The 16,317-nt window shown below is 54.8% G+C and carries 17 protein-coding genes and 1 tRNA gene; 10 read left to right on the top strand and 8 right to left on the bottom strand.

Going from position 1 to position 16,317, the window contains the following annotated elements; genetic code table 11:
• Positions 1–115 precede the first annotated feature (115 nt).
• The 3 genes from QZ279_RS11040 to QZ279_RS11030 are packed head-to-tail and all read right to left on the bottom strand — an operon-like array spanning position 116 to position 5,431.
• Positions 116–3,424, bottom strand: coding sequence for an error-prone DNA polymerase (locus QZ279_RS11040; RefSeq protein WP_293450794.1), 3,309 nt, complete (start codon positions 3,422–3,424; stop codon positions 116–118).
• Complete coding sequence (locus QZ279_RS11035) at positions 3,421–4,905, bottom strand: DNA polymerase Y family protein (RefSeq protein WP_293450792.1); 1,485 nt, start codon at positions 4,903–4,905, stop codon at positions 3,421–3,423. The genes QZ279_RS11040 and QZ279_RS11035 overlap by 4 nt, the downstream gene beginning before the upstream one ends.
• Positions 4,847–5,431, bottom strand: a complete 585-nt coding sequence (locus tag QZ279_RS11030) for a hypothetical protein (protein ID WP_293450790.1) — start codon at positions 5,429–5,431, stop codon at positions 4,847–4,849. Before QZ279_RS11030 ends, QZ279_RS11035 begins: the two co-directional genes overlap by 59 nt.
• A 131-nt stretch (positions 5,432–5,562) precedes the next feature.
• Here QZ279_RS11030 and QZ279_RS11025 point away from each other — a divergent pair, with 131 nt between their 5' ends.
• Genes QZ279_RS11025 through QZ279_RS11015 form a run of 3 tightly spaced genes read left to right on the top strand, consistent with a single transcriptional unit; the run spans position 5,563 to position 7,762 of the window.
• Positions 5,563–6,267, top strand: a complete 705-nt coding sequence (locus QZ279_RS11025; protein ID WP_293450788.1) for an ABC transporter permease — start codon at positions 5,563–5,565, stop codon at positions 6,265–6,267.
• Positions 6,261–6,971, top strand: coding sequence for an ATP-binding cassette domain-containing protein (locus QZ279_RS11020; protein WP_293450786.1), 711 nt, complete (start codon positions 6,261–6,263; stop codon positions 6,969–6,971). The genes QZ279_RS11025 and QZ279_RS11020 overlap by 7 nt, the downstream gene beginning before the upstream one ends.
• On the top strand, positions 6,971–7,762 hold the full coding sequence (locus QZ279_RS11015) for a substrate-binding domain-containing protein (protein ID WP_293450798.1): 792 nt from the start codon (positions 6,971–6,973) through the stop codon (positions 7,760–7,762). Before QZ279_RS11020 ends, QZ279_RS11015 begins: the two co-directional genes overlap by 1 nt.
• On the opposite strand, the gene QZ279_RS11010 is transcribed toward QZ279_RS11015, so the two are convergent.
• From QZ279_RS11010 to rpmH, 5 genes are all read right to left on the bottom strand, one after another.
• On the bottom strand, positions 7,763–8,890 hold the full coding sequence (locus QZ279_RS11010; protein WP_293450784.1) for a lytic murein transglycosylase: 1,128 nt from the start codon (positions 8,888–8,890) through the stop codon (positions 7,763–7,765).
• Between the two features lie 71 nt (positions 8,891–8,961).
• Positions 8,962–9,807: a tRNA 2-thiocytidine(32) synthetase TtcA gene (gene ttcA / locus QZ279_RS11005; RefSeq protein ID WP_293450782.1), complete on the bottom strand. Its 846-nt coding sequence runs from the start codon at positions 9,805–9,807 to the stop codon at positions 8,962–8,964.
• 27 nt (positions 9,808–9,834) lie between these two features.
• The gene (yidD, locus tag QZ279_RS11000; protein ID WP_293450780.1) at positions 9,835–10,056 is read right to left on the bottom strand and encodes a membrane protein insertion efficiency factor YidD; all 222 of its coding nucleotides are present in this window, start codon (positions 10,054–10,056) and stop codon (positions 9,835–9,837) included.
• Between the two features lie 21 nt (positions 10,057–10,077).
• Positions 10,078–10,437 (bottom strand): ribonuclease P protein component, encoded by a 360-nt coding sequence (rnpA, locus tag QZ279_RS10995; RefSeq protein ID WP_293450796.1) that lies wholly within the window; start codon positions 10,435–10,437, stop codon positions 10,078–10,080.
• Between the two features lie 70 nt (positions 10,438–10,507).
• Positions 10,508–10,642 (bottom strand): 50S ribosomal protein L34, encoded by a 135-nt coding sequence (gene rpmH, locus QZ279_RS10990; RefSeq protein WP_009831305.1) that lies wholly within the window; start codon positions 10,640–10,642, stop codon positions 10,508–10,510.
• Between the two features lie 298 nt (positions 10,643–10,940).
• Between rpmH and QZ279_RS10985 the strand changes: the two genes are divergently transcribed.
• From QZ279_RS10985 to QZ279_RS10960, 7 genes are all read left to right on the top strand, one after another.
• Positions 10,941–11,669: a VTT domain-containing protein gene (locus tag QZ279_RS10985; protein WP_293450778.1), complete on the top strand. Its 729-nt coding sequence runs from the start codon at positions 10,941–10,943 to the stop codon at positions 11,667–11,669.
• A 2-nt stretch (positions 11,670–11,671) separates the two neighbouring features.
• Positions 11,672–13,090 carry an FAD-dependent oxidoreductase gene (locus QZ279_RS10980; protein ID WP_293450776.1) on the top strand — a complete coding sequence of 473 codons (1,419 nt, stop codon included), beginning with the start codon at positions 11,672–11,674 and terminating at the stop codon, positions 13,088–13,090.
• Positions 13,091–13,186: 96 nt separating this feature from the next.
• Positions 13,187–14,572: a HAMP domain-containing sensor histidine kinase gene (locus tag QZ279_RS10975; RefSeq protein ID WP_293450774.1), complete on the top strand. Its 1,386-nt coding sequence runs from the start codon at positions 13,187–13,189 to the stop codon at positions 14,570–14,572.
• Positions 14,573–14,641: 69 nt separating this feature from the next.
• Positions 14,642–14,718: transfer RNA gene (locus tag QZ279_RS10970), tRNA-Arg, on the top strand.
• 245 nt (positions 14,719–14,963) lie between these two features.
• Complete coding sequence (locus QZ279_RS15770) at positions 14,964–15,281, top strand: hypothetical protein (RefSeq protein ID WP_366513951.1); 318 nt, start codon at positions 14,964–14,966, stop codon at positions 15,279–15,281.
• Entirely contained in the window at positions 15,278–15,955 is a 678-nt protein-coding gene (locus tag QZ279_RS15765; RefSeq protein WP_366513949.1) for an ATP-binding cassette domain-containing protein, read from the top strand. The genes QZ279_RS15770 and QZ279_RS15765 overlap by 4 nt, the downstream gene beginning before the upstream one ends.
• Positions 15,955–16,317, top strand: a 363-nt coding sequence (locus tag QZ279_RS10960; RefSeq protein ID WP_293450772.1) for a biotin/lipoyl-binding protein, incomplete at its 3' end; no start/stop codon positions are given. The genes QZ279_RS15765 and QZ279_RS10960, both read left to right, overlap by 1 nt.

Genomic DNA, 16,317 nt, shown 5'->3' with positions numbered 1-16,317 from the left:
TCTGCCATCGCTCTCGATGCAACCGTCATCTTTTGGTTATGAGTCCTGACCCTAGTCTTCGCTCAACAGATCGCGCACGGCCAGAGGTGATGGTGTTGGATATTAGCTTCACACGTTAGTGAAAATCGCGACTTGGGAACAAGCGTTTCGCCTGATCGCGCGGATGCATTGCGCGGGCTGGTTGGCGACGAGGGCGGGGTGCATCATCGGCCTCTGCGCGTGTGATACCGACCTCTTCGTTCAATGGATGACCCAGATCGCGCAAGCGGTGCGACAGGTCTTCCACCTCTTGTGCTATGACATGTACAACGATGCCTTCGCGCTGCAAAAAACCTGTGACGCGCAACAGACGCCCGCCCATGACCGCACGACGGTATTTTTCATACAGCTTGGGCCAGACTACGATATTGCTGACCCCTGTTTCATCCTCAAGCGTCAGAAAAATAACGCCAGATGCGGTGCCAGGGCGTTGGCGCGTGATGACCAAGCCACAAACACTAATCTTATGTAGCGGGGCAGTGGGAAGTTTGTCGTGGGGCGTCAGATTAGGGATGTTCGGACGCAGTAATTCCATCGGGTGCGCGCGGATTGTCAGGCGCATGGAAACGTAGTCCTCTACCACCTCTTCGCCCAAATGCATTGTGGGCAGGATGACGTCAGGTTCGGTTATGCTTTCGCCGTCAATCGGATCATTGAACAGGGGCAGGGGTTGTTGTCCACGGATCGCTTTCACCAACCAAAGCGCGTCGCGACGTGTGTGGCCCATGTCCGAAAACGCATCTGCCTCTGCCAGTCGTTCCAGTACCGAGGGCGCAACGCCTGCGCGCAACCAGACCGCTTCGGGGTCGCGGTAACCATTGCCGCGTGCGGACACGATCCACCCTGCATCTTCTTCGCGCATGCCTTTGATCTGGCGGAACCCAAGCCGCAGCGCCAATGCCCCATCGCCGCGTCGTTCTAACGTGTTGTCCCATGCGCTGGCATTCACGCAAATAGGGCGCACTTCGATATGGTGTTCACGCGCATCGCGTACGATCTGGGCGGGGGCGTAAAAGCCCATGGGTTGCGAGTTGAGCAGTGCGCAGGCAAAGACCGCAGGATGGTGGCGTTTGATCCATGCGGACACATAGACCAGCATTGCAAAGGCGGCGGCGTGGCTTTCGGGAAACCCGTATTCGCCAAAGCCCTCGATTTGCGCAAAACAGCGCTGCGCGAAGTCTTCGTCGTACCCGCGTGCAAGCATACCGTTGATGAAGCGATCCTTGAACGTGCTGATCGTGCCCATGCGCTGGAACGTGGCGAGCGAACGGCGCAACTGGTCTGCCTCTGACGGATCAAAGCCAGCTGCGACCACCGCGATTTGCATGGCTTGTTCTTGAAATAGCGGCACGCCTAGGGTTTTGCCAAGCACGTCTTCAAGCTCTTTCGAGGGGAAGTTCACCGTCTCTTTGCCTTGGCGACGATTGATATAGGGATGCACCATGCCACCTTGAATGGGGCCGGGTCGCACGATGGCGACCTCGATCACCAGATCGTAAAATTTGCGTGGTAGCATGCGCGGCAGAAAGTTCATTTGCGCACGGGATTCTACCTGAAACACGCCCACTGCATCGGCGATGCAGAGCATATCGTAGGTCTGTGGATCCTCTTGTGGGACGGTCGCGATGGAGAGGGTTTTGCGTTCGTGTTCTTGCAGCAAATCGAACGATTTGCGGATGCAACTCAGCATCCCAAGACCCAAGATATCCACCTTTAGAATGCCCAGCGTGTCGATGTCATCCTTGTCCCATTCAATGACTGTGCGATCCTCCATCGCTGCGTTTTCGATGGGGCAAAGTTCATCTAGGCGGGCCTTGGTGATCACGAAACCACCGACGTGCTGGGATAGATGACGCGGAAATCCGATGATTTCGCCGATCAAGCGGATGGTTTGCGCCAAGCGGCGATCTTCCATGTTCAGTCCCAACTCGCGCATGCGATCAGGATCTGTCCCTTTGTCGGATTGCCCCCAAATTTGGCTGGAAAGCCCTGCGGTCACATCCTCACTGAGCCCCATGACCTTGCCCACTTCGCGGATTGCGCCACGTGTGCGAAAGTGGGTGACGGTGGCGCAAAGACCCGCGCGGTGACGACCGTATTTGGCGTAGATATGTTGGATCACCTCTTCGCGGCGTTCGTGTTCGAAATCCACATCGATATCGGGCGGTTCCGCGCGGGCCTCTGATACGAAACGCTCGACCACCATGGTGATGACTTCGGGGCTGACGTCAGTGATGCCAAGCAGATAACACAGGATCGAATTGGCCGCCGAGCCACGCCCTTGGCACAGGATCCCTTGGGAGCGTGCGAATTGCACGATGTTGTAGACGGTCAAAAAATAGGCAGGAAAATCAAGGGATTTGACGAGGGCGAGTTCCTTCTTAACCTGCGCTTTCGCTTTTTCGGTTGGACCATTCGGGTAGCGGTGTTCCATGCCTTCGTATGCGAGGCGGGTCAGCCGTTCCTGAGGCGGTTCGCCGTCTGTTACTTCGTCAGGATATTCATAGGACAGCTCGCTCAGACAAAAACTACAGCGTGCGGCGATCTCTAAGGAACGGCGCAGTGCGGCGGGGTGATCGCGAAATACGCGGGCCATATCGGCGTGACCCTTCAGGCGACGTTCGGCGTTTGGCAGCGCGCGTTTACCGATCTGATCGATTGTGATGTGTTCGCGCATGCAGGTCAGCACATCGGCCAGTTGGCGGCGTTTGGCATGATGCATCAAGGGATCACCGACCGCGACCATCGGGGCGGATGTGCGCAATGCGAGGCGCGCGCAGGCGGCAAGGTAAGCTTGGTCAGACCCATCATAGCGCGGGGCCGCACCGAGGAAGACATGAGAGGGGAATGTGCGTTGCATCCGTTGGATGTCTGAGGCCGCTTTGCCAAGGAGGCCGATAGGCCGCGCGATCAAGATCATGCCTGTGCAACCGTCCAGAAGATCAGACAGATCAAGATGGCATTCGCCTTTTGACGCGCGGCGCTTGCCGAGGGTTAGAAGGCGGGTGAGGCGACTGTAGGCGTCGCGATCTTTGGGCAGGGCGATCCAATCAACATGGCTGTCGCGCAGCACAAGCCGCGCGCCTACGATAAGTTTGGGCAGGTGCAGAGTTTGGGGACGTTGTAGGGTGCTGGGATCGCTGACGTCTTGTCGGGACGAATGGTCTATCTGCATTTGCGAACGGATGCGTATGGTGTCTTCTGCGGCGCGTTTGAGTTCCTTAAGTGCCGCATAGGCGCGCACGACACCAGCCAATGAATTGTGGTCGGTAATTGCAATCGCTTGCAGGCCAAGTTCCGCCGCACGGGTCACCATTTCCTCGGGGTGGGAGGCACCGCGCAGGAAGGTAAAATTGGTTGTTGTACACAGCTCAGCGTAATTCATGCAAACTCGCCTTGGATAAACCAACCGGGATTTTGCGGTGTGAAGAACAGCCAAAGGCGGCGGCCTTGGCGCGTTTCCACGGTCCAATAATCGCGCACGCCGCTGCGCCAGCTGCCCTCCTCTAACCACCATTCGGGGGCAATGCGTTCTGGTCCTGTGGCGCGCGCGGTTGAAAATGACATGCGTCGCCAGCGGAAATGTTTCGGCGGTGTTGGTGTGCTTTGCGCCCCCATCAAAGGATTGGGCGGGAAGATGTGCAACGGACGGGGGCGTATGGGGGACCATGCACGCTCTGGCGTGGAATATGCTGCGGGGGCGATTAAGAAGCTGCGCTCGGGAATGTGACTGTCTGCGGGTAGAAAGCGTTGCACCTTTTCAAGGCCGATGCGCGTACCAATACGAGTGATCAGATCATCAAGACGATCCTTGCCGCCAGAGGATACGTGGCTGAGTTGCTGCACGGGCATGGGTTCGACCTGCGTGGCTTCAAGGCGCATTTGATCAATGCCGTAGCCTGCGTCCACATCTTTGATACCGCGCTCAAACAGAGGCAAGATACGCGCAGCATCGCGCATGGGGCGGGCGAGGCGCAGTTCGACTTGCTGGCTGTCTTGATCCACGCGGCGCAATGTTAGGCACAAAATGCGCGCACCGGTTTCGCGGGATTTGAGTTTTTCGCAGAGCTGGACGAGCAAGCGTTCGGTGCCCGCCATCACATCAGAACTGACGCCGATGGGGTCGGGTAGCGTCATGCGCACGCCGTAGTGGGGTGGATCAGCGAGGGGGGTGATTTGTTCGGGTTGGTATCCCAAGGCTTGGTCAAGGCGCATCAAAAGGGAGGAACCAAAGCGCCGTGTCAAAGGCGCACGCGCGGCACTGGCCAGATCGTTCACAGTACGCAGGCCCAAACGACCAAGGGCGGTGACGGTCTTTTCCTCAAGACGTAGGGCGACGACGGGCAAGTCTTTCAGCGCATCAAGCGCGCACCCAATCGCAGCGCTGCCCTCGCCGTGATGCGAGAGCGCCCAAGCGGCACCGCGACTATCCCCAAGCCCGATTCGCGCGCATATCCCAGCGCGCGAAAGCCGTTGACGCATGTCCATCAGTAGCTCTGCTTCACCGCCGAATAGATGCGCGGTGCCTGTGATATCAAGGACAAGTCCATTCTCGTCCTCAAGCCCGACCCATGGACAATAACGCACGGCCCAACGGCGCAGCGCATGTTGAAATCGACGATCAGCCAAAGGATCTGCCGGGCGGCTTTGCAAATCAGGACAGAAGGCACGCGCATCGGAAAAGGGCATGCCTGCACTTAGGCCAAGGCGTTCTGCTGCCCTGTTCAGGCAATAAATCCGGTTGGTATTGCTTTGCTCAAGCGTCAGCGCGAATGGCCCCTCGATAGGACGCATCCGTAAAACACGATCACTCGCCAGTCGCGGAAACCAGATGGAGACGACGCGACGCTGTATTCCATCGAACATGCCAAGATCCTAATGTTCCTGATTTGTTCTTAATAAGTTCCCAACGCTGCAGAGTCGAGTCCGCTGGTTGGGGAAACGGATCAAACATCGGCGCGCAGTGCCAACGCGATTCAGCGGCATTGCTGCCCATGCCATCGGGAATGATGCAAAGCCCAGTGGATTTGCCTTCCTTTGCCGAGAGTTGGAGGCGACGGCCTTGGATCAAGCTGATGGGTTCGCTGATGTCTTGAATGACCAGCGGTGTAGATCCATCGCGTAGGGCTTCCTCGGCGACGGCGAGCCCTTCGTTTTGATCTTTGACCTGTGCCACGAGCAGATTTGAAGGATCGAAAAAGATGCTTAACCCCAGTGGGTTAATGCTTTCAGGGCGCCATACTTCACGAATCCAAAGCACTGGACCTTGGGTGCGTGCGCCGCAAACTGCGGCGAAACTGGCTGCACTTGGTCCGCAGACTTCATGTACGCGCGTGGGGCGCAGGGGGAAGGATTTGGCGAAATCGGGCATCATGAATAATGTGTAACTCATATCTGCGCGAGGTCCAATTTGTAAACGTCTCGTCGCCTCTGGCAGGAAACGCGCCGCAAATCTGATGGTGTATCGACTGGATCAGTGATTGATTGCGCCCAAGGGCCAAACGGGCTGTTGAGGGATAAGCAATGAGCGACATTTGGGCCGGACTGGAGGCTGCATTCTGGCTGATCGTCACGCTGGACGGCGATTTGGTCGAAATCACAGCGCGCTCTTTGCACGTTAGCCTGTCGGCCTTGATCATAGCGTCCTGCATTGCGTTGCCGTTTGGCACATGGCTGGCGATCCGGCGATTTCGCTATCGGCGCACGGCCATTGCGGTTCTGAACGCGCTGATGGGCTTGCCACCAGTTGTCGTGGGATTGATCGTTTATCTGTTGCTGAGCCGCACTGGTCCATTAGGTGTGTTTGGGTTGCTGTTCACCCCCACAGCCATGATCATTGCGCAGGTGATTATCATCACGCCGCTGATTGCCTCGATCACCCATCAAGCCATGCGCGAACTTTGGGCGGAATATCATGACCTGTTGATTTCGCTGAATACGTCTAAACGCCAAAGGATCATGACATTGATCTGGGACGGACGCCGCGCACTTTTGACGGCGGCATTGGCGGGTTTCGGGCGGGCAATTGGCGAAGTCGGCGCAATTATGATCGTAGGTGGTAATATTGATCACGCAACGCGGGTTTTGACGACTGCGATTGCGCTAGAGACAGGCAAGGGTGATTTTGCATTGGCGCTGGGCCTTGGGTTTGTGTTGATCGCATTGGCCTTGGCGGTGAATATTCTCATCCACTCGTTGTCGCAGACCGAGCAGGAAGGGAGATGGTGAGCATGACCTTATCCTTGCAAAAGGCTGTTGTGAAACGGCGCGGTAAGACGATTTTAGGACCAGTCGATCTGGATCTGAAAGAAGCGCAATTCACGATTGTTCTGGGGCCAAACGGATCGGGCAAGACCACGCTCTTGCGGGTTTTGCACGGGGTTGAACGGCTTACGAATGGGACCTTGTCGCTGTCCAAATCCAATGAAGACGCGCGCCAAGAACAGGCGTATGTTTTTCAAAGCCCAATCATGCTGCGTCGCACTGTGCGTGCGAACCTTGCGTATCCTTTGGAGTTGTTGGGCCGTCCAAAATCCGAAATTGAAACGAAAGTGCAGCGTTGGGCGCATCGCATCGGGCTAGAAGACGCGTTAGAGCGTCACGCACCGCGATTGTCGGGTGGTGAAAAGCAAAAGTTAGCATTGGCGCGGGCCTTAATTCGTGAGCCAGAAGTGCTGTTCTTGGACGAACCTTGTGCCAATCTGGATGGGCGTTCCACGCGCGAGATTGAAACGTTGCTGATTGCGGCGCGCGCGCAGGGGACGCGGATTATTATGACGACCCACGATATGGGGCAAGCGCGGAGATTGGCGTATGACATTGTGTTCATGTTGGGCGGGCGTGTGCATGAACAAGGGGCGGCAGCGGGGTTCTTTGACGCGCCGAAAACGCAGGAGGCAGGAGCCTTCTTGAATGGTGAAATTGTCGAATGATGCGATTTCTAGCAACGCTCTTGGCTCTGCTTGGTAGCATGGCACAGGCAGACACCATGCGATTGGCTGTCACGACCAGCTTCCACAACTCGGGCCTGTCGGATGTGCTGATACCCGCGATCAAAGAAGATATCGGACTTGAGGTGCAATTGTTGGTCGTCGGCACAGGCCAAGCGTTGCGCCTTGGGCAGGGGGGCGATGTGGATGCGATTTTGGTGCATTCCAAAGCAGCGGAAGAGGCATTTGTTGCGGATGGATTTGGTACGCATCGCAGGGAAATCATGTACAATGATTTCGTGTTCATTGGGCCTAAGGCCGATGGCGCGGGTGTGAAGGACGCAATCACTGCGCGCGAAGCGCTTCAACGGATCAAAGCGCGCAACGCGCCCTTCGTTTCACGCGCAGATGACAGCGGGACGCATAAAAAAGAACTGGTGCTTTGGGCAGATGCAAACCTGGAGCCTGCGACGTTTGGTGCATGGTATAAAGCGGTCGGCGCTGGCATGGGCGCGAGTTTGAATACGGCGTCGGGCTTGGGTGCATATATCTTGGCAGATCGTGCGAGTTGGCTGAACTTTGGAAATAAGGCAGGTATGGCGTTACTGTTTGCGGGCGATCCTGCGCTGTTCAATCAGTATGCGTACTTGCCGGTGAATCCCGAACGCCATGCACATGTGAATGCAGAAGCGGCCACGGCACTAGAGGTTTGGTTAACGTCAAGCCGCGCCTCCGCTCTGATAAATGATTACCAAATCGACGGCGAAGCATTGTTCGTGTTCAACGCGCAGTAATTAAAGGCTGTTCAGCAAGGCCTGCGAGGGTGTTCCCGTGACGGGCAAACCTTTACTGCGTTGGTATCCGCTTACCGCTGCTTTGCTTTTGGGACCGAACACGCCATCCGCACCACCCGTATCAAAGCCCCGTGCAGTCAGACGCTTTTGTAGCGCGATCCGGTCTTTCTTGGTTAATCCATTTGCATCCGGTGGGAAGCTGGCGCGCAAAGGACCGGCACCGCCGATGCGGTCTGACAGATGGCCCACGCCAATCGCGTAAGCATCCGAATTATTGTATCGCTTGATCGCGCGGAAGTTGCCTGTGGTGGTGAACTTTGGCCCACCCGCTTGGGGCTGCAAGGTGCCGGAACTCGACTCAGCGCCCCATCGTACACCGCGCGTCCAGCCGTTGCGCTGTAGATAGGCGGCGGTCGAAGCCAGCGCATCACTGGGATCAGCCGACCAAATGTCGCGACGTCCATCGCCTGTGAAATCCACAGCGAACCCTTGGTATGACGTGGGAATGAATTGCGTGTGCCCCATCGCGCCAGCCCAAGAGCCAACCATGCGATCAGCACTGATGTCGCCGTTCTGTATGATCTTCAGCGCAGCCACGAGCTGCTTTTCAAAAAACGCGCTACGGCGTCCGTCAAAGGCCAGTGTCGAGGTGGACGAGATGATTGGAATGTCGCCCATGCGTTCGCCGTATTGGCTCTCAAGTCCCCAGATCGCGCAGATGATGGTCGCGTCGACACCATACTTGGCCTCTAACGCGTTCAGCGTGTTTCGATGGCGCGAAAATGCGGCGCGCCCCTTTGCGATGCGCTCATCAGAGGCGGCGATAGACAGGTAATCTTCAAGGGAGCGTTTGAATTCGGTCTGATTGCGGTCGCGTTTAACAACACCGGGTAGGAAACCTGCGCCACGAAATTCTGCATTCACAGTCGCACTGCTTAGGCCATAACCGCCCGCGCGATTTTTGAAGGAGGCGACCCAAGCATCATACCCCGCGTTGGATTGCGGGCGAAACTCTGCAGCAAGGCCAGACGGGCTTGCGCGACTTGAGCTTGACGAAGCAGTGCTGTTGCACGCGGTTAACCCAAATGCACCAAGGGTCAGGGCGAAGGTACGTCTTGTGAATGTCATGTCTCTGCTCGCGTTTTATGCGTTATTTTGGAAATAATACCGCATTGTTGAGCGTTCGCAAACAGTGACGCTTATTGCTCGTCTGCTGGCACGTTCCCGCGCATGAGACCTGCGAAATCAAAGAGTTTCGGATCGAGCAAGTGGGAGGGCCGTGCGTTGGTGAGCGCACGGAACATGACTTGGCGACGACCAGGGCTGTTGGCCTCCCAGTCATCTAGAATCTGCTTGACCTGTTGGCGCTGCAATCCGTCTTGGGACCCGCAAAGATCACACGGAATAATCGGATAGTTCATCGCGCTCGCAAATTTTTCGCAATCGACCTCGGCCACATGGGCGAGGGGGCGGTAAACGAACAAATCACCCTCTTCGTTCAGCAATTTGGGTGGCATCGTTGCAAGGCGTCCACCGTGGAAGAGATTCATAAAGAAGGTCTCTAGGATATCATCGCGGTGATGACCAAGCACGACTGCCGAACAGCCCTCTTCGCGCGCAACGCGGTAAAGGTTGCCGCGACGCAAGCGGGAACAGAGTGCGCAAAACGTGCGACCCTCGGGGACTTTATCCATGACGATGGAATATGTGTCTTGGTACTCAATCCGGTGGGGGACGCCCATTTTTTCGAGGAACTCAGGCAGAACAGTCGCGGGGAAACCGGGCTGACCTTGATCGAGATTACAGGCTAGTAATTCGACAGGCAAAAGCCCGCGCCATTTCAATTCGTTCAAGACTGCCAGCATCGTATAGCTGTCCTTGCCGCCCGACATACACACCAGCCATTTGGTGCCGGGTTCAATCATCCCGTATTGTTCAATTGCCTCGCGGGTGTAGCGCACAATCCGTTTACGCAGCTTTTTGAACTCCGTCGTGGACGGGGCACCGTGGAAGAGGGGATGTATATCGTCGTGATCATCTAGCATGGGGTGGCCTTAAGAAGTGTGGCGGAGTTAGTCTGGTACGTTATCTATGCCAGAACTGCCCCAAGGGTGACAGCGCCCAATGCGCCGCGCGGCAAGCCAACTGCCTTTGAACGCGCCATGCTTTTCCAACGCTTCCATTGCGTAGGCCGAGCAGGTCGGGTGGTAGCGACAATTGAAGCCGACCCATGGCGAGAACACCAAACGATAGGTGCGCACTGGCAGGGCGATGATATGGGCAAGTGGGCTCATCTATACAGGCTCATTGCTGGTTCATTTCGGGGCGTGCAGTTTCTTAAGGGCGTAACGCAGGTCACCGACGAGCAGGTCAAAGGGACGTGACGCTGTTGTTTCAGCGCGTCCGATCAAAACGTAGTCGCATCCTTGATTGCCGTGCTCTGGCAAAACAGCGCGCGCCGCTTCACGCAGGCGGCGTTTGGCACGATTGCGTGCGACAGCGTTGCCGACCTTCTTGGAACAGGTAAAGCCAACACGTGTTGCGGGGTCATCATCGCGACGTGCGTGCATTTGCACCATCATCGATGCAGTCCCTTGACGGCGCGCACGCGCAGCGCGCAGAAAATCGCTGCGGTTCTTGAGGACGTTCAGACGCAAAGAAGCCGCCGATGGCATAATCTCTTCTGTGCTTTGCACGTCTGAAGCCTTCGGCGGAGTCAATGTCATTAACCTAAAGGTCTGACGCTTACGCGCTCAGCTCTTTACGGCCCTTGGCGCGGCGCGCGTTCAGGATCTTGCGACCTGCTTTAGTGGCCATGCGTGCGCGAAAGCCGTGACGGTTCTTACGAACGCGGTTCGATGGTTGAAAGGTGCGTTTCATCGCTCCGTACTCCAATTAAGCAGGGCAGTGCGCAGATTCGCGTGCCCTAGGTATCTAGAAGCCCGTCCAATAGAGGGGTGGGGGGGATAAGTCAAATCATTGCAGAGGTATTTTCTGCAACATTTAACCTTTATGTGAGGCCGTAATTGTTTCAGTTTTGATCGAAAGTCCAGCATTGATCACTACTTTTGTCACGGGCGATCAAGCGGACGTGATAGGGCTACCACAAAGCCATGCCATTGCGCATGTAGAGTGTAACGAAACACTTATTTAGCGCCTAGAAAGAATGAAACGCGACATGACACAAACATCCAAAGCCAAACCTGGATTTGCCAGATACCTACCGCTTATTGCGATCCTTGTGGTTGCGGTCATCGGCGCGTTCACGTTGAAGGATTACCTTAGCTTTGACGCCCTGCGCGACAATCGTGAGGCACTGATTGCCTTTCGTGATAGCAACTATCTTATTGCTGTTATTGGATTTATCGTGATCTACATGGCGATTGTCGGCTTCTCACTTCCTGGGGCAACAATTGCGACCCTCACGGGTGGTTTCCTCTTTGGCACAGCCTTTGGCACAGTGTTCAACGTCACGGGCGCGACTTTGGGCGCGACGCTGATCTTCCTTGCTGCACGCTACGGATTTGGCGAAAAGCTGGGTGCGAAGCTGGAAAGCAGTCAAGGCGCTGTGAAAAAGATCAAAGATGGTATCGATGAGAACCAGTGGTCTATGTTGTTCATCATTCGCTTGGTTCCAGCCGTTCCATTTTTTCTTGCCAACCTTATCCCTGCGTTTCTTGAAGTGCCGCTGCACCGCTACGTGATTTCCACCTTCTTTGGAATCATGCTGGGCACGTTCGTGTTTACCGCTGTGGGTGCTGGTCTGGGCGAAGTTTTTGCCAAAGGCGAAACACCTAACCTTGGCATTATCTTTGAACCCCACATTCTGTTTCCCATTCTTGGACTGAGCGTGCTCGCACTGCTGCCAGTCATCGTAAAAGCCGTTACCGGTAAAAAGGACATCTGATCTTGGAAACGATTAAAATAGACATTCTGGTCATTGGCGGCGGTTCTGGCGGTCTTTCGGTTGCTGCGGGTGCGGTGCAAATGGGCGCGACTGTGGTTCTTTTGGAAGGCCACAAGATGGGTGGCGACTGCCTGAATTTTGGTTGTGTCCCCTCCAAAGCGCTGATTGCGTCAGGCAAGGCGGCCTACGGGCAAGCGCATGCCTCTGCTTATGGAGTCGCCGATGTGACGCCGACCGTGGATTACGCGGCCGCAAAGGATCATGTTGCAGGTGTCATTGCGCAAATTCAGCCTTTGGACAGTCCCGAACGCTTTGAAGGGCTTGGTGTCAAAGTGATCCTTGAGTACGGGCGCTTTATCTCGCCAACCGAAGTCGAGGCGGGCAATTACCGCATCAAAGCGCGCCGCGTTGTGATTTCTACAGGTTCTTCGCCTTTTGTGCCGCCGATTCCGGGTTTAGAAACGGTTCCTTACGAGACGAATGAAACATTGTTTGAATTGCGCGAGCAGCCTGAGCATTTGTTGGTCATCGGTGGCGGACCCATCGGTATGGAAATGGCGCAAGCGCATTTGCGTTTGGGGTGCAAAGTGACTGTGATCGAGGGTGCCAAGGCGCTGGACAAAGATGATCCCGAAATGGCTGCGATTGTTTTGGACAAGCTGCGCGCAGAAGGTCTTGTCATAGAAGAGGACGCCTTGGCGGGTGAGATTAAGGGCACAGCAGGCGCAATTGAAGTTCATGCAAAAGACGGGCGCATCTTCAAAGGGTCGCATCTTTTGATGGCCGTGGGGCGCAAGTCAAACATGGACAAGCTGAACCTAGAGGCGGCTGGCATTGAAACCCATCGCACCGGTATTGTTGTTGATGACGCCATGAAAACGACGAATAGAAAGGTCTATGCGATTGGTGATGTCGCGGGTGGCCTTCAATTTACCCATGTCGCTGGCTATCAGGCGGGTGTGATTATTCGCTCTGCGTTGTTTGGGCTGCCAGCAAAGCAAAGCACCAAGCATATTCCTTGGGCGACCTACACGGATCCAGAGCTTTCGCAGGTTGGCTTGACCGAGGCGCAAGCCAGGGAGGAATACGGTGATAAGCTGGAAGTTGTGCGGTTTGATATTCACCACAACGACCGCCTGATTGCAGAGCGTAAAGCGTATGGCCTGATCAAAGTGATGGTCGTGAAAGGGCGTCCTGTTGGTGTATCGATTGCGGGGCCGCAAGCAGGTGAATTGATTGGCATGTGGTCGCTCGCGATTGCGAATAAGCTGAAGATGAGCCAAATTTCTGCGATGGTCGCGCCGTATCCATCCGTGTTTGAAGTGAACAAACGCGCGGCTGGAGCGTACTTCACACCGCGCCTGTTTGAGAATGACACTGTGAAAAAAGTGGTGCGTCTTGTGCAGCGTTGGCTCCCATGATTTTGTGCGTGCGTTGTGTATCCTGTCGGAAAGCCTCCGGCGGGGATATTTTAAAAAGGTGAAGAGCTTGGCGCGAACATTTGGACAGGACCTAGCGTGTTGAATTCGCTCTCAGGTAGATTCTTGATCCTGACCACGGTCTTTGTGATGTTGGCCGAGGTCTTGATCTTTTTCCCGTCCGTCGCGCGTTTTCGCGAGGATTTTCTGCTGTCGCGTTTGGAGCGCGCACAAATTGCATCCTTGGCGCTTTTGGCTGATGATATGATTGGCGCTGATCTTGAAGAAGAGCTTTTGCTGAATGCAGAAGTTTATAACGTGGTGCTGCGGCGCGACGCGGTCCGACAGCTGGTGTTGTCCTCACCGATGCCGCGTCCGATTGATGCAACCTATGACTTGCGTGATCCAACTGCGATGGTTCTGATCAAGGACGCGGTTGCGCAGGTACTAAAGACTGAGGCAGAAGTCATTCGCGTCATTGGGGCACCCGTGCGCGAGGCGGGTTTGTTGATCGAAATTACGATGCCCACGGATGGTTTGCGCGCAGCCATGCTGGATTATGGTTTGCGCATTCTTGTGCTGTCTGCTGTGATTTCGATATTTACGGCCAGTCTTTTGTTCTTTGCTGTACGCTACTTACTGGTTCGCCCAATTCGAGGCGTCGTGGATCACATGCAGCGTTATGCCGCCGCACCAGAAGATGCGCGCCAGATCATTGAACCGACGTCAGGTGTGACCGAGTTGCGCGAAGCGGAAGACGCCTTACAATCCATGCAGATTGAGCTGACTCAAGCGTTGAAGCAGAAAGAACGTCTTGCGCAGCTTGGTGGGGCGGTTGCGCGCGTCAGTCATGATTTGCGCAATATTCTGACGTCCGCCCAATTGTTCACGGATCGTATCGAGATGAGTGAAGATCCTGTCGTGCAGCGCATGGCACCCAAGTTGGTTAATTCAATTACACGCGCGGTGAACCTGTGTGAAACGACGTTGGCGTTTGGCAAGGCCGATGAACCAGCGCCCAGACTGACGCGATTTGCGTTAAGCGAGATCGTGAGCGACGTTATGGCATCTGAGCGTCTCGCGGTTGGTGAACATGATCTGAGCTTTTCCGAAGATATCCCTGCAGGTCTTTCTGTGCGCGCGGATCCTGAACAATTGTACCGTGTGATGTCCAACCTCGTCCGCAATGCGCGTCAAGCGATTGTCACAACGGGCAAGTCCGGCGAAATTTCGGTGCGTGCCTTTGAAGACGATACCAACTGGCTGGTTTCTGTTCATGACACGGGGCCTGGTTTGCCGAAAATGGCATTGGAACATTTGTTCAAACCATTTCAAGGCGGTGCACGTAAAGGTGGGACGGGACTTGGTCTAGCCATTGCCGCTGAATTGGTGCGTGGGCACGGTGGTACGCTTGAATTAGGCCGCTCTGATGAGACGGGCACGAGCTTTGAGATATGTCTGCCAAAGGGCGAAGTCGTCTTCTAAATTTGCTGCAGCTTTTTGTCCTTTTTCCACTTGCAACCAATGTACGCGTCGTCTAGATCAGCCCTTGCTGCACCCGTAGCTCAGCTGGATAGAGTACCTGACTACGAATCAGGGGGTCAGAGGTTCGAATCCTCTCGGGTGCACCATTTCCCAATATGTCTAAGTTTGAAACGCGATTTAGTGTATCGTTTTGCCACAAATCGTTATGATTGCCATATGTTGGCATGCGATGATCAACGAAACCTTAACCAAAAGGATTTAACACGGGTGGCCTGTATGTGCTCAACTCGGAGTTCTCTCGGTGGCAAGTCAAGTATCTCGAACTAAGGTCCGTTCAGAAAAGGCGTTATTGGGGCCGGTGATTGTTTTTAGTGTTTTCGTAAATGTGTTGATGCTGACCGGCCCATTGTTCATGCTTCAAGTGTATGACCGTGTCTTGGGATCGCGCTCGCAAGCAACGTTGGTGCCGTTGTTTGGCCTAGTTGTGGCGCCTTATGTGTTGATGGGGTTAATGGATTTTGCGCGTGGGCGCCTTATGGCGCGAACTGCAACGAGATTTCGAGCTGGATTTGATCGCGAGATTTTTGATATTTGTCTTACAAAATCGCTTGATCCAAAAGAACGTGCGCACCCTGCCTTAGGCCTTCGATATCTTGATGCGGTTCAAGGATTTCTGACTGCACCAAAAAACCATTGCTGTCCGGCGTGAGTTTCAGCGTCGAGGCCGGACAAGTGGTTGGGGTTATTGGTAACAGTGGAATGGGAAAATCCACCTTGGCAAAAGCAATTGTTGGGTTGTTGCCTGCAATATCTGGGGAAATCCGGTTGGGTGGTGCGACGTTGGATCAATATGATCCTGACCAACTTGGACGGTTGATCGGGTATTTACCACAAGACGTGACGCTGTTCAGTGGGACGGTTGCCGAAAATATAGCGCGTATGTCTATCGATCCTGAGACGCCAAAGCTGTTTGAAGCGGCAAGGCGTGCCAATGCACATGAAATGATCCTGTCTTTGCCAGAAGGATATCAAACGATGTTGAATAACGGTACCAGCCAGCTGTCAGGGGGACAAAGGCAGCGAATAGTATTTGCGCGGGCACTTTATGATGATCCATTAATTCTTGTGTTGGATGAACCAAATTCGGCGCTAGACAGTCTTGGCACGGATGCTTTGAACAAGGCGGTTCGCGAGTTTCGTGCGACGGACCGCGCGGTGATAATCATGACGCATCGACCTCAGGCGATTTCAGAATGTGATTGGCTCATCGTATTGGAAAAGGGGCGGATAAAAGCCAATGGCCCGCGTGATGTGGTTTTGGAGGCCATGGTGAAAAATACGCAAGACATTAGCCGTGTCCTTATGACCCGCGCTGCAAGTTGATGGAGAAAACGGACGATATTCAAAACCGTCTCAATGCTGCTGGGATGCCGTTGTTCGTTGGATTTACAGCGCTCGCACTTTTAATAGGGACTTTAGGTGTGTGGAGCACGACGGCAAAAATCGCAGGTGCGGTTATCGCGTCTGGCGTTGTTGTTCCCCAATACCATCGCCAAATTATACAACACCCCGTTGGCGGCGTCGTCCAAGCAATCATTGTTCGTGATGGAGATCGCGTAAACGCGGGTGATGTGGTGTTGCGTTTAGATAGCGAAGCGATGCGCTCTGAATTGGAAATTGTGTCGCATAAAGTGAACGAATTGCACGCGCTTCGGGGAAGACTATTAGCCGAACGTGACAATCTA

The sequence above is a fragment of the Planktotalea sp. genome (assembly GCF_018607965.1).
Lineage (GTDB): Bacteria > Pseudomonadota > Alphaproteobacteria > Rhodobacterales > Rhodobacteraceae > Planktotalea.
Note: the sequence above shows the minus strand (reverse complement) of the source record. Positions and strands in the feature narration are given on the sequence as shown.

Bases quoted from the DNA above. Each gene is read 5' to 3' on its own strand.
- QZ279_RS11040 (WP_293450794.1), bottom strand. From the start codon at position 3,424: ATGAATTACGCTGAGCTGTGTACAACAACCAATTTTACCTTCCTGCGC.
- QZ279_RS11035 (WP_293450792.1), bottom strand. From the start codon at position 4,905: ATGTTCGATGGAATACAGCGTCGCGTCGTCTCCATCTGGTTTCCGCGA.
- QZ279_RS11030 (WP_293450790.1), bottom strand. From the start codon at position 5,431: ATGAGTTACACATTATTCATGATGCCCGATTTCGCCAAATCCTTCCCC.
- QZ279_RS11025 (WP_293450788.1), top strand. From the start codon at position 5,563: ATGAGCGACATTTGGGCCGGACTGGAGGCTGCATTCTGGCTGATCGTC.
- QZ279_RS11020 (WP_293450786.1), top strand. From the start codon at position 6,261: ATGGTGAGCATGACCTTATCCTTGCAAAAGGCTGTTGTGAAACGGCGC.
- QZ279_RS11015 (WP_293450798.1), top strand. From the start codon at position 6,971: ATGCGATTTCTAGCAACGCTCTTGGCTCTGCTTGGTAGCATGGCACAG.
- QZ279_RS11010 (WP_293450784.1), bottom strand. From the start codon at position 8,890: ATGACATTCACAAGACGTACCTTCGCCCTGACCCTTGGTGCATTTGGG.
- ttcA (WP_293450782.1), bottom strand. From the start codon at position 9,807: ATGCTAGATGATCACGACGATATACATCCCCTCTTCCACGGTGCCCCG.
- yidD (WP_293450780.1), bottom strand. From the start codon at position 10,056: ATGAGCCCACTTGCCCATATCATCGCCCTGCCAGTGCGCACCTATCGT.
- rnpA (WP_293450796.1), bottom strand. From the start codon at position 10,437: ATGCCATCGGCGGCTTCTTTGCGTCTGAACGTCCTCAAGAACCGCAGC.
- rpmH (WP_009831305.1), bottom strand. From the start codon at position 10,642: ATGAAACGCACCTTTCAACCATCGAACCGCGTTCGTAAGAACCGTCAC.
- QZ279_RS10985 (WP_293450778.1), top strand. From the start codon at position 10,941: ATGACACAAACATCCAAAGCCAAACCTGGATTTGCCAGATACCTACCG.
- QZ279_RS15770 (WP_366513951.1), top strand. From the start codon at position 14,964: ATGCTGACCGGCCCATTGTTCATGCTTCAAGTGTATGACCGTGTCTTG.